Source organism: Kribbella qitaiheensis, assembly GCF_014217565.1.
In the GTDB taxonomy this organism is placed as follows: domain Bacteria; phylum Actinomycetota; class Actinomycetes; order Propionibacteriales; family Kribbellaceae; genus Kribbella; species Kribbella qitaiheensis_A.
This window is the reverse complement of record NZ_CP043661.1, coordinates 6,916,275-6,929,181: the sequence shown is the minus strand read 5'-3', so window position 1 is coordinate 6,929,181 and position 12,907 is coordinate 6,916,275. Positions and strand designations below refer to the sequence as shown.

General features: G+C 66.4%; 9 protein-coding genes and 1 pseudogene. 2 read left to right on the top strand and 8 right to left on the bottom strand.

Translation table 11 applies throughout. The annotated features are described in order from the left end of the window. Nucleotides 1-235 precede the first annotated feature (235 nt). The 7 genes from F1D05_RS32990 to F1D05_RS32960 are packed head-to-tail and all read right to left on the bottom strand — an operon-like array spanning nt 236 to nt 9,255. Complete coding sequence (locus tag F1D05_RS32990; protein WP_185444242.1) at nt 236-1,372, bottom strand: hypothetical protein; 1,137 nt, start codon at nt 1,370-1,372, stop codon at nt 236-238. Between the two features lie 19 nt (nt 1,373-1,391). Continuing rightward, on the bottom strand, nt 1,392-2,327 hold the full coding sequence (locus F1D05_RS32985; RefSeq protein ID WP_185444241.1) for a hypothetical protein: 936 nt from the start codon (nt 2,325-2,327) through the stop codon (nt 1,392-1,394). 6 nt (nt 2,328-2,333) lie between these two features. Further along, a complete protein-coding gene (locus F1D05_RS32980; RefSeq protein ID WP_185444240.1) occupies nt 2,334-4,331 on the bottom strand; it encodes a hypothetical protein in 1,998 nt (665 codons plus the stop codon). Further along, the gene (locus F1D05_RS32975) at nt 4,328-7,468 is read right to left on the bottom strand and encodes an ATP-binding protein (protein ID WP_185444239.1); all 3,141 of its coding nucleotides are present in this window, start codon (nt 7,466-7,468) and stop codon (nt 4,328-4,330) included. Before F1D05_RS32975 ends, F1D05_RS32980 begins: the two co-directional genes overlap by 4 nt. After that, on the bottom strand, nt 7,468-8,028 hold the full coding sequence (locus tag F1D05_RS32970) for a hypothetical protein (protein ID WP_185444238.1): 561 nt from the start codon (nt 8,026-8,028) through the stop codon (nt 7,468-7,470). Before F1D05_RS32970 ends, F1D05_RS32975 begins: the two co-directional genes overlap by 1 nt. Then, entirely contained in the window at nt 8,028-8,312 is a 285-nt protein-coding gene (locus tag F1D05_RS32965; protein WP_246486165.1) for a hypothetical protein, read from the bottom strand. The genes F1D05_RS32970 and F1D05_RS32965 overlap by 1 nt, the downstream gene beginning before the upstream one ends. 28 nt (nt 8,313-8,340) lie before the next feature. Then, a complete protein-coding gene (locus F1D05_RS32960) occupies nt 8,341-9,255 on the bottom strand; it encodes a conjugal transfer protein (protein ID WP_185444236.1) in 915 nt (304 codons plus the stop codon). A gap of 779 nt (nt 9,256-10,034) precedes the next feature. On the opposite strand from F1D05_RS32960, the gene F1D05_RS32955 reads away from it, so the two are divergent. After that, the gene (locus tag F1D05_RS32955) at nt 10,035-10,862 is read left to right on the top strand and encodes an aldo/keto reductase (RefSeq protein WP_185444235.1); all 828 of its coding nucleotides are present in this window, start codon (nt 10,035-10,037) and stop codon (nt 10,860-10,862) included. Between the two features lie 39 nt (nt 10,863-10,901). On the opposite strand, the pseudogene F1D05_RS32950 reads toward F1D05_RS32955, so the two are convergent. Beyond that, nucleotides 10,902-12,101, bottom strand: a pseudogene (locus F1D05_RS32950) (IS3 family transposase). 226 nt (nt 12,102-12,327) lie between these two features. Between F1D05_RS32950 and trxA the strand changes: the two are divergent. Beyond that, nucleotides 12,328-12,717: a thioredoxin gene (trxA, locus tag F1D05_RS32945; RefSeq protein ID WP_185444234.1), complete on the top strand. Its 390-nt coding sequence runs from the start codon at nt 12,328-12,330 to the stop codon at nt 12,715-12,717. Nucleotides 12,718-12,907: the final 190 nt, after the last annotated feature.

The following is a 12,907-nucleotide window of genomic DNA, read 5'->3' as shown; positions in this document are numbered from 1 at the left end:
CAGCGGAGATCTCGACCCGTCCGCGAGCCGTCGGCTGTGTTCCACCGCTGGGCGGCAACTGGGCTCGGGGTGGTGGCGGCGGGAGCGGGCTTGGGCCACCGAAGTACGGGGGTTCGGTTGGTTGCCAGGGGCCTTGGCCCGTCGGGCCGTTCTGATCGTTCGGATCATGCGGGCCGGTCATTGCACGCTCGCTTCCTCGGGCGGGGGATCACCATGGAACAAACTACGACCCTCGTCACCACAGCGAGACATGGACGTGGTCGAAGTGTCCGCCGGTCGCGTCGGTGGGGTTGTAGACGCCGCCTCCGTTGTACGGAATCCAGGTACCGCGGCGCGCAGACCAGATCTTCCCGTACCAGATCACGTAGTGAATGCCTGTTTGCCCAGCCGTCTGGACAGCCCAGTTGGCGATCTGGTCGCCCTTTGCCTTGGCGGTCGGAGATTTCCGCGCGTCGGCTCCGACCATCACGTCACAAGCCCGCCCCTTGGGGTGATCACTCGTGGGGTTCCAAACGTGCGCGTCCCAGCAGCTCAGGCTGAGCGTTCCGAGTGCCTGCCTGGCCTGCGCCACCCAGGCAGCAGTTCGTGGAGTGACCAAGCCGCCTGTGCCAGACGGATCTGTCACAGTCGCGTCCTGTGCGGGCCAGACACCGTTCACCGGTTTGCCTGCTACCAGTCCCTGCCCACAATCATTGTCCTCGGCGAAGTTCTCGTTGCCTTCGTTCGCTGGCGAAGTACCGGCCCGGCCGGCGTACGGATCCCCTGATCGGTTCAGGTCGATTCCCGCTGCTGCCGCAATGTCTCTGGCATCTTGTTCGTGCTTGGCGTAATAGTCCGGATGTCCTGAAACCTGGACGGCCTGAGCAGCATCGTTGTACGACATCGAAGGCCACCCGTCGATGTCGACCAACCCAGGCGGGTCCGGTGCTTCAGCTCCCCCGAAGAAGGCATTGGTCGAGTATCGAGGGTCGAGGAGCTCCGTCACCGTGCCCCAGCCGGCCGTCGGCCGCTGCTGGAACAGGCCGACCGAGTCCCTGTCGCCGTAGGTCAGATTCATCAGCTGTGATTCCTGAAGTGCCGTCATCAGCGCCACCAAGGTCGCTTGACCGGGCAGACCTCGACGAACGGCCACTTCATCGATGATCTTCGCGAAGCCGACCTGAATGCCACGCAACGGACCGTTTGCCCGCGGATCGCCTGCCTGACCTGGCGCCAGCGGCGAGCAGGCTGCCTGTGACGTGGTCCCGCCCCCGAAGGGAGCAAGCATCAGCAGGCTCACAACACCCACCAGCGCAAGCACGCCTCCCACCTTGAGCAAGATGCCTCTGCTCGCAAAGGTGACCGCCCTGCCGAGATCGCGCTCGTCGAACATCAAACCTCCCGCGTGGCGATCATGGGCCGGTCCCGCCCGATACGTCGCTGATCAGCCATTGGTCGTTCTGACCGATCACCGTGACGAGAAGAGGAACGTCGAATCGCTGGGCACCCTTGCCGGTGACGTTGATGGTGACCTTGACGAAGCGGGTGATCCTGGTCGGCGTATCCACCGGCGCGGCGTCCGGCATCGGAGAGCTGACAGGCGCCGCGAGCACCGTCGACTTGCCACCGTCGTTCTTGAGCGCCTCATAGGTAGGGTCACCGGCCGAGCTGAAGCTCGCGGCAACCTCAGGCGTCATGTACTTCGCACACTTGGCAACCAACGCCGCATAGGTCTCGGCGGCCGGATCACGGGTGTAGAACTCGCGTGCCCAAGCGCCGACCACCTCCGACGCTTTGGCAGTTACGCCGGCGCCGGGTCGGTTCGTCTGCGGCGGTGGTGTCGTCAGAACCGTCGACGGACCGCCGACCGGGAGGTCGGTGGAAGATTCACTCGAAGTAGGCGCTGTTGGGAGCACCACAGACTGGCCAGGAGTCAGGAGACCCACCGGCTTCTTGTCCGATGAGTCGTCGCCGCCGAGGATCCGCGGCAAGCCTCCACCAAGCCCGAGGATCACGATCGCCAGCAGGACCACGACCACCACGACGACTATCGGGCTCGTCGGCTCAGCCTGGCGCTGGTTTCGAAGCCAGTCCATCCGCTGGGCATGGTCATCACGTCGCCAGTTCTTCTTGGCCCGGCGGCGACTACGCCCGTCAAGCTCGTCGAGATCGTCCGGGTACTCGTAGTCGGAGCGCATCAACGATCGCCAACCGTCGGGCGCTTGAGGCTGCGGGCGATCTGACGACTGGTCGTAGTCGGCGGATCCCTCACGCTTGCCGGCCCGGTCCCCAGCACTGTTGCTCGATCCCTCCCGACGATCAGGTGTATCGCGCCGCTTGCGTGGCATCGTCAATCACCTGCGCGTAGGTACGTGGACGGTCACGCCGTCTTTCGTGAACGCGGAGTACTCACGGAAGCGACGCTGCTGCTGACCAGGCGACCGACGCCGGATCCTCGGAGCCTTCGGCGGCCCCTCCCGCAGGCTTGCCGAGGGCGCGCTGATCCGCGGCTCGTACCGAACGTCGCCGCCAGTACTTGGTTGCGGACGTCGGGAGTGGCGGCCCTTCGCCTCGGCCGATCCTGCCTTCGCCGAGCCACCACTGGAGGCGGTCGCCGGCGCCGCGCTAGCAGCCGACACCGAGATCGTCCGGCGACCTTCAGTTCTCGACTGCCCCCTTGCCCGGGCAAGGTTCAGCGCTGAGGTCGATCGCGTCGGACTCGTGCTGGTCCCGCGCCCCGAACCTCCCGCAGCGCCCTGCCCAGCAGCCGCTCCACCAACTGTCCCCGTGCCACCGTCGGCCTTCCGCCGATCGGGTCCAGCAGTCAGTTCGTAAGGACTACTACCAGCGCCCGCACGAGCTAGAGCGCCCGCTGCAGGTGCCTGCCTGTAGACCCGAACCGACGAAACTCGCTGTGTTCCAGCTTCGCTGGAGGTATTGCGGTCCCGATTCCGTTCCGTCAGCGCGGGGGCCGCTCCGCGGCTGCCCAACGCGCCCAGCAGTCGCCGGACCGCACCGGTAGCTCCCCGACGAGCAAGTCCGCCGAGCATCATGCTGCCCGCACCGGGCCTCATCATCGAGGTCAGGTTGTCCAAGAGGCGGCGCAGCCTGAATCCCGCGATCAGGACGGCGATCGCCAGACCACTGACCGGCAACCATCCGAGGCTGCCGCTCAAACTGAAGACCGCCGTGACCAGGGTGAGAGCCGTACCGAACACAAGCATCGCCAGGAATGACTGTAGGACCAAGCCGATGAGCGCCTCGAACCAGTTCAATCCCCATTGTCGAGGCCGACCCGGAATGATCCAAAGGCAGGCGAAAAATACACCGACGACGAGCAACAGCAGACATCCCACGAACGCCATCAATGCGGTAAACGCCAACGCGATGTTCAGGAAGGCGAACAGCGTGGCAGCAATGGCTGCCAGCATGACGACTCCGACGCGACCAAAGGCGTTGTCCCCCTTGGTCCATTTCACGGTCGCCGCGTCGCCGCCACCTTCCGCGGGAGTCACGACCGAGTCGATGTACTTATTTCGGGCGTCGGAATCTGTACCTGCCTCCAGCATCCCCTTGCCGTATCGCTGGCAGGCCGCAAGCGACCCGAATTCAGCAATGCACCACGGCGTGACAGCGAATCCGCGCCAACTCGCGTCTGCGGATTTCCTCAGCAAGTTATCGCGCGAGTTGCCACTGAATCCTGGCTCCGGCCAGGCGATCGGGCTTTGCATGGTTGGCCCCATCGCGTCGGACGAGGCACTCATCACCGCTCCGGCCCCCAGTTGCCGGGCGCCGTCTACTCCCTTGAGCCAGGTCGCCGGAGCGAGCGCGAAGCTGATGCTCAGCACGCCCGCGACCATTACCCACACCAACTGTCCGAGCGCACTTCCACTGCTCCGCCGTTGCGCATATGCCGCGATTGCACCGAATGCGAGCGCAGAGGGTAGTAGCCACCCAACCAACTGGGTGCTGGTCGCACCGATGGTGGTAGCGGTCGCATCCGTCAGCGGCTTGACGTCTGTGAAGGAGAAGAGCCACCAGCCGACCGAGATCGCGCCCCTAGTGATGGCAACGATGTACATCATCACCAGATGCGCATACCCGTTGAACACTGCCTGCAGCGGATCCCGAATGCTCGTGTCGAAATCGAGCCCGTAGACCATGGGGCTGAATTGTTCGAAGAGGGTTCGGGTGTCGCCGTGGGTTAGGTCTGGGGTGGGGAGGAGGTCGGCGAAGCCGGTGGGGTTGGTGGGGCCGGTGTTGGGGTCGGCGGCCAGGGCTGTTTGGCAGAAGAGGATCGTGCTGACAGCCAGGGTCGTCAGCGCAGTACGGAGTCTGCGCGGTGGCCTCATGCGACGTGCTCCTTCCTCGGGGAGCCGTTGCGGGGTGGGTGGGGGTCGTCTTCGGGGGTGGCGGGGTACATGGCTTCGTTGTAGGCGGCTTCGTCGGCTTCTTGGTCGTAGACGTCGTCGGGGCCGATGGGCTCGTCGTAGCGGCCGGAGTGAGTGTGGTCGTGGCCGTTGGAGGCCGCCGGGGAGGGGGCCGAGCCGTTCTGCTGGTTCACGGGTGATGGTTGCGCGTCGGCGGGTACCTGCGGTTGCGGTGGTCCGGCAGGTGGCTGGTGGGCCGAGGACGCGGGGTGGGTTGCGCGGGCTGCGGGTGGCGCGGCGTCAGCAGGGTGGGTAGAAGCTTGGGGTGGCGTGGCGGCGGGCGGCGGGGTGGCGAGGGCCGCAGTCGCGGCTCGCGGGTCCGCGGTCGCTGGGGTCGCGGTCCGCGGGTCCGCGGTCGGTGGGTCCGCGGTTGCTGGGGGCGCTGTCGCTGGGCCCGGGGTGGCTGAGGCGGTTGTGGCGGGGGCCGGGGTGGCGGGCTCGTGGGGTGGTTCTGCGGGAGGGAGCGGGGTTTGGGTGTGGGCGGCTGCTTGGGCGTGGGCCTGGGCGGCTGGTTCCAGGGCGTCGTCCAGTTCGTCTTCGTCGTCCGCGAACGGGTCTGGCTCTTCGTACGGCGGGAGGACGGGGACGGTGGCTTCGTTGGCGTGTTCGGACTCGGGGGTGGTGCGGAGCAGGTCGGCTACCCGCTGGCTGGGGATGTCGATCTGGACGGTGGCTACTTCGTCCCAGCGGTCGCGCATGATGCAGTGGCCGTGGCGGATGCTCTTGCCGTTGGCGGCGGTGTTGATGCCGCGGACGAGAGTTTGGTACGGCGCGGTCTGTGGGCGCCCGAGGAGCTCTAGCAGGGAGTCGACCTGTTCGCGGGAGCGGAGGCTGAACGCGAACAGGGTGGTGATCTGCTCGACCAGGCCGGGCAGCTTCAGGATCGACGCCGGGTCCTGGGTGTCCAGGACGAGCGAGGCGCCGAGGGCACGGCCGACACGGGCGATGTAGTCGAGGAACGAAGCGCCGTCGGGGGTCTTCGTGAGCAGGTGGACCTCGGGCACGATGACGACCTTGGACCGGCCACGGAATTCGCGGCGACCCGTCGTACGGACCATCCAGGCCAGGCAGCCGCGGAGGCAAGCCATGCCGACGCGTTCGATCGGGGACCAGGATTCCGGCGCCGATTCGGGCGAGGGCAGGGTGAGGCCTGGCATCTGGACGACCCAGAGGCCCGGGTTGGTGGTCAGCGACGAGAGGCCGGACGGTGGGCCGGCGACGACCGAGCCGAGGCCGGTCTCGACCAGGTCGCGAAGCGCGAAGCCGACGGTGCGCGTGGTCTCGGATTCCGAGGCGCAGAGCCGTTGGATGACGCCCCACGACGACGGATCCGGGGACTGGATCTCGGCGCGGGTCGCCGCCATCACGGGCGCTTCGGCAGCACCACGCAGGTGTGGCGGAAGCAGGAGCATCAACTGCGAAGGCGCCTGCAGCAAGGCATCGTCGACCGGCAGCACACGAAGGAGGTCCGCGGCGCCGGAGAACTGGGCCGTGATCTCGATGACAGCAGTCGGTACGCCGTACTCCGCGGCCACGGCGGAAACACCAGCCGCGTCGCCCTTGAGGTCCAGCAGCGGAACCCAAGCTCCGGAAAAGGCCGAGTCGAGGCCACCTATCATCGCGGCGGTGGTCTTGCCTCGACCCGAGCGGCCGAGGAACAAAGTCGTGGTCGCGTCGCCGAGTGCCGAGCCGGCGGCGGCGTCGAAGCGCACCAGGCCAGGCGTGGAGCCGGTCAGATAGCCGATCGACGGACCGGTGGCGTCACCGATCGAGGCACCGCCCCAGAACCACGATCCGAAGAACGCGGTCGACTCGCGGACGTGGCCCAGGTCCGGCACCCGGAGCTGGTCTCCTGGCAGCGATTCCAGCCAAAGGTCCCGCTGCTCGTCAGCGCCGGCCGCCACGGTGATACCGCGATCGGCGTAGTGGGCGACAACGGCGTCGACGTACGTCTCGAGGTCTTCACGGGTGTCCGCACTGACGAGCAGTCGCGGGTGGTCCTCGACCAGCGTCAGGCCGGAACGGCTGATGTCGCGCTTGACCTCGCGCATGATCCGCTCGGTCTCGACGATCTCGTCGGCCGTCTCCTCAGCCGTACCCTTCGCGGCGGAGCGGCGCTGCTCCTTGGCGCTCTTGCGGGTCTCGTCGACCAGGTGCCGCGCGGTCTTCTTGGTCAGCACGCGGAACCGGACGGAAGCTTCGACGGTCACGTCGATCTCGTCGCCGTCGTCGTCGATCGCCTTGATCTCGCTCAGCGTCCGCAGCCATTCCCCGGCGCCTGGGGTCTCCAGCTCCTCGGGGAAGTCGGTCATCGCGAGCACGGACGTGTACGCCGCGATCTGGCCGCGGGTGTCGTAGATGCGCAGGTGGTCGGTGTACGGCACGACCCGTCCGGACGTCAGCCGGGCCAGCGAGGCGCCGGTGATCAGGCCACGGCGCGGAGCGGCGACGGCGCCACGATGCATCTCGCGGCTGATCAGCCAGGAGATCACCTCGGCGGGTGCGGTGTGCGCGCGCCAGACCGTGGAGCCGAGCTGACGGCCGAGCTTGCGAACCCGTTCGTCCAGGTGCGCCAGCTCGCGGGCGCTGACCCGCCAGGACGTCGTACCGAGCGCGTCGCTGATCGAGCCACGGACCTGCGCTGTGGCTCGCGGGTCGCGGTCGCTGAGGTGGACGCCGAGCGCGACGTACCGCTCGGGCATCCGCATCTCGTCGATCCGGTCGGCCCGGGTCTGCGCCCAGCCCTCGTGGTCGCCGAGCCGGTAGTGGCCGGCCATGCTGTCGAGGTAGTCCTGCCCGGTCGAGCGGCCCCAGACCACCTTCAGGTGGCTGAGCCGGTCGCCGAGGATGGTCGCGGCCGCGCTCACCGCGGCGTCCAGGGCGGCGTCCTGCTCGGCCTCGGTGGCCAGGTCGGTGTTCGCGACCGAGATCAGGAACCACGCCTCGGCGTTCCGCTCGGTCACCAGCAGGCCGTCTGCGATGGCCACCAGCCGGGGCGGTGGCAGGCCACGGTCCCGGCCGATACCGACCAGGTTCAGGAACTTGTCAGCGATATTCATCAGTGCCTCTTCCCCGACGATGTCCTGCGGCTGACCTTCTGGACGTGGTCCGCCCCCAGCAGGCGAGCACGCTGGCTCACCGTGATGTCCGCTCCCGCGCGGACCTGTGGATCGATGTCCACCACGACCTCGCGTTCCCATTCCGGTGTCACCCTGGCCCGGGCCAGGTTGGCCACCTTCTGGGTCGCGATCCGCTCACGCCAGGGCAGGTACTCCGTCTTGTCGGCGGCCCGCGCGCCCAGTCCGATGATCGGGCGGTGGGCGCGCAACGCGTAGCGGACGGCGAGCGCCCACTCGGTCACGCGACGGCGGCGTTCGTGGTGCTTACCTGCCCGCCAGCCGAACGCGGTGATCACGAACGGCGGTACGACGTACAGGCTGACGGTGGGCTTCTTCGGTACCCCGATGAAGGGGACGAGCAAGGCGATCCAGACGAGGATGATCACCGCGCCGAAGATGATCATCCGGCGACGGGCGCCTTCTCCCAGGTCGATACCGAGCAGGTCGTACTGCCGGGTCTCGATCTCGAAGTGGTGGGTCAGGGTCCGGCCGACGCGCATCAATTACCTCCGGACAGCAATCCCCAGAAGCCCTTGAGCACGTTGATCGTCTGGTTGTTGGCATAGATCAACCCGCCGACCAGGACTCCCGCGGCGATGTGGCCGAACAGCTCGCCCCACTCGCGCTTGAAGTAGTGGCCGATGGCGCGCAGGACGAGGATGGCGATGAAGATGTTCCCCGCGATGACCAGGACCCAGTCCTTGAAATCCGCGCCTGTCGGGACGTTGGGGTCGGCGAGCGGCACGACGAACTCCACCACGCTCGCGGCCAGTTGGTGAGTCATCATTGCGGCATCTCCCTTGTAGCGGTGGTCATCCGACGGCAGCCACTTGCCATCTTTGTGCTCCGTCGGCGGCGACGGTCCGCCGCAACGTGAGCGTGTAGGTCTGGTCGAGGGTGGTGTCCCCAGTACCGTCCCAGGTGACGGCGGCCGTGGCCTTGCGCTCGTCGTCGTTTCCGGTATAGACCTGCCAGTCCTTCAACTGATCCAGCTTCACCGCACCGCCCAGGCTGCGGATGGTCGCGCCGGGCGCGGTCACCGCGGACACCTTGGTGTCCGATTCGGCGTACGCGCTGAAGAACGCCTCAGCGTCCTTCAAAGTTGCCGCCGTCAGGTCGTCGTCCGGCGCGGCCGCGTCCGGCATGTTGTCCGGCAGCGCGGCCCGGTCGTCCGGGACGAAGGTAGGCGCGCCGCTGACGACCACTCGGGACGCCGTACGGGCGACCGGCACCGAGACGCGGCGCCAGCTGTACGGGCCGCCGACCCAGGTCCGGCCGCTGAGGGTGAACGGGCGCACCTGCACCCGGACGTCCACAACTGCCGCGACGCCGCCGGGATCGACCTTGACCTCACCCGAGTACGCCGCGTTGGCGGTCTGCTTGCCGCGGCCGTTCCAGCCGGACCGGGCGTCGAGTCCGGCCGCCAGATCGAGGCTGAGCTGCGAAGGACGGGCGTCCGGATTCGTCTCGTCCCAGTTCAGATAGGAGACCGCGTACCGCGTCGCGATCGCGCGGGCCTCGTCGGCGGGAAAGCCGGCCTGGCCGCTGACCACGGTCGAGGGGGCGTTGTCCGGCCGGATCCAGGACCGTACGCCGGAGATCGCGGCGAGCAGCAGAACCGCGACCACCAGGCCGCGGAAGAAGCGTCGTGCCCAGGTCGAGAACGATGACTCGGTCTCGGTCGACCAGGGCGTCTGGTTCGGCTCGAGGGGGGCTCGCAGGGGCACCGGGGCCGCGTGTGCTCCGTGCGGCGACTTCTGCCGTAGCCGCTCGGGCGGGCGCGGGCCCTGATGCGGCGGTGCGTGATTGGGTGCGGCCGCGGCACCGCGATCTGCCGGCGGCTGCTGGGGTCGGCGAGGAGGCGCCATCACGCCGCCGGAATCAGGCGGCGGCGCGCTGTACTGCGCCGCTACGCCCTGTGCTTGCCGAGGCGTGGGTGACACCGGTCCATCGGGGTGGGCCCACCACTCCGGTGCGGTGTTCTGCGGGTGTGTCTTTTTGCCCGCCTTCTTGGTCCGTCCCTGTTTCGTCCGTCGCTGGTCTGCCCAGTGCTCACCTTTTGGCGGCAGATTCAGCGCGGTTCGCCACCAACTCATCGCTACCCGCCCCTCAGACAGCAGTTACGCGGACAGTAGCCGGGAGAATACGGCAAGCAACTGTCCTCCGGGAGTCCTGAGACCAGGATCCGGATGCTCCATCGCTCCCCGCAGCCATACTGTTACCCCACTTGCGGGCAGATGCACACTTCCGTTCGAAGCGTGACATCTTCGGTACCGTCGCCATAGCTCCTCTCCCATGCCCGCTCTTGCTCGATCAGGCAGCGCACACCCTGCCACACGGATCCGACAGCCTGGAAAATCCGTGCGAACAACATGGTAAGCGGACCGTACCTAGTGATCACTCATAGTAACCGAATTCGCCGACCAGCCGCTGAGAAACCCTCCCGTGGCGAGGGGTCAAAGTACTAAGGTTTTGAACGATCACACGACCTTTTGGAAGGACTGGCATGGAGACTCGGCGCCTCGGGCGGCTGGAACACCAGAGTTCGGTACTGATTTACGGCGCGGCGGCGCTCGGCGGGGTCGACCAGGACGTGGCCGACGCCTCGATCCAGCTGGCACTCGATGCCGGTATCAACCATTTCGACGTGGCCGCCGATTACGGCGATGCCGAGTTGCGGCTCGGGCCGCGAATGGGCGAGATGAGGGACCGGATCTTCCTGGCCACCAAGACAGGGCGGCGCACGTACGACGAGGCGTGGGCCGAGATCAACCGGTCGCTGGAGCGGCTGCAGACCGACCACGTCGACCTGATCCAGATGCACGCGGTCTGCGATCTGGAGAACCTGGACCTGGTCACCGGCAAGGGCGGTTCGCTCGAAGCAGCGATCCGGGCCAAGGAAGAGGGCCTGGTGCGCGCGATCGGCATCACCGGGCACACCGCGGCGGCGCCGTCGGTCCATCGTGAGGGTCTCCGGCGGTTCGATTTCGACAGCGTGCTGACGCCACTGAACTACCGGTTGTCGACCGATCCGCAGTACGCCGACGACTACGCGGCGTTGGTGGAAGCCGTCCGGGCATCGGACGCGGCGCTGATGACGATCAAGATGATCGCCCGGCGGAACTGGCAGGACGGCGAGGAGAAGTCGTACGACACCTGGTACCGGCCGTTCGACGAACAGCGCTACATCTCGGCGGCCACGGCCTGGCTGCTGAACGGGCACCCGGAGATCACCGGGCTGGCCACGGCCGGCGAGACCCGGCTGCTCCAGCAGATGATCACCGCCGAGCAGGAACGCACCGAGCTGACCCCGGAAGCGGCCGGCGCGATCTGAGGTGCCACGCGCTTTCCGGACAGCTTTTTGATGGCTGATTCAGGCGGCGGATTGTGTTTCCAGGTAGTCGTCGTGGGCTTGCTGTGGGGTCCGGTAGCCGAGCCCTGAGTGACGGCGTTTAGTATTGTAGCGCAATTCGATGTAGCGGGCGATATCGCGGCGTGCATGGTCGCGGGTCGGGTACTCGGTTCGGTGGGTACGCTCGTTCTTGAGAGCGCCGAAGAACGATTCGGCCATCGCATTGTCGTAACAGATACCGGTCCGCCCGACTGATTGGCGAAGATTATTGTTCTTCAAAGTCGCGGCGAACTGGGCGGAAGTGTAGTTGCTGCCCCGGTCGGAGTGAAAGATTGCGCCGTCGACAAGATCGTGATTCCGCACCGCCATGTCGATCGCGGCTTCGATCAGCGGGGTTTTGTAATTGTCGTCCATGGCCCACCCGATCACAGCTTTGGTGTGGCAATCGAGCACGGTCGCCAGATAAAGCCACCCTTCCCAGGTCGAGACATAGGTAATGTCTCCGACCATCTTGTGCCCCGGAGCATCAGCGGTGAAGTCCCGATCTACCAGATCCGGGATCGGGCCGGCCCTGGCCATCCTGCTCGGTCAGACAGTGCCGCCACGGCCGCGGCTGGCACGGCTCCAAACCCAACTCACGCATGAGCTTGCGCACCAACTCCAGCCCACAGGTCACACCCCAGGCCACCAGGTCGGCATGCACCCGCCGGTACCCGTAGGTCTCGTCGGACTCTTCGAACGACTTGACGATGATCAGCTTGAGTTCGCCTTGGCGGCGCGCAGTCGCCGACATCGGACGGCTCCGCCAATCATTGAAACTGGACCGTTTCACCTCGAGCCACCGGCACATCTTCACAATCGACGGCGCATTTCCGTTCTCTCGGGTCAACCTGTTGGCATACTCCGCATCGATGAACTCGAACTTTTCGCTCAACGATGATCCTTGGCAAAGTATGCTGCGGCTTTTTTTAGGAACTCGTTTTCCATCCGGAGTTCTCGCGTCTCCCGCTCCAGCTCGCGGAGCCGCGCACGCTCGTCCATGCTCAATGCCGGTTCCTCGCCGGCATGGTCTCGCTTAAAGGCGCTCACCCAGTTACTGAGGGTTCCCGGGTTGATGCCGAGCTCTCTCGCGACCTGAGTGACAGAACGTGAAGTCTCAATCACCGACTTCACAGCTTCCTCCCGATACTCAGGAGTGAAATTCTTCTTCGGACGCGGCAACATCTTCCCTTTCCGGACAGCTCAATCTTAGTTGAGCCGCTGTCCGGAAGGTTCGTGGCACCTCAATCCTCGAAGAGGTCCAGGACTACACCTCCCCGTTCGTCACGATGCCCTGGTAGAACCCACCTGTACTCCGCCGGGCTCGGCGGGTGATGGGACAGCCCGGGAACACCGGCTGGGGTTGTGCTGTTGTGATGGGGTAGTCGTCTAACTTGCGGAGGTTGTAGTGGCAACGGTCGAGCTGTCCCAGGAGAACTTCGACAAGGTCGTCGGTTCCGACGGGCTCGTTCTGGTCGATTTCTGGGCAGAGTGGTGTGGTCCGTGCAAGATGTTCGGACCGGTGTTCGAGAAGTCGTCCGAGACGCATGAGGACATCACCTTCGGCAAGGTGGACACCGAGGCGCAGGTAGAACTGGCCCAGGCGTTCCAGATCAGCTCGATCCCGACGCTGATGGCCGTACGTGACGGTGTCGTCCTGTACTCCCAGCCGGGCGCGCTGCCCGCCGCGGCGCTGGAGGACCTGATCGGTCAGCTCCGGGCGGTCGACATGGAAGAGGTCCGCGCCCAGATCGCGGCCCACGAGGCCGAACACGGCACCGAGCCCCACACGCACTGAAACATCTGGCTGAACCAAACAAATAGCCGAATTAATACAGCAGGGCAGCCGCACATGCGCATCGTGTGCAACTGCCCTGCTGGGCTGTTCGGGGGGACTTGCTCGAGAGCGTGACTCCCGGGATCTTCGCGCCGCGCAGGGACGGGCAGGTCCGGGGAGCCACGCTCTCGCCGCATCAGGCCCCCGCGGC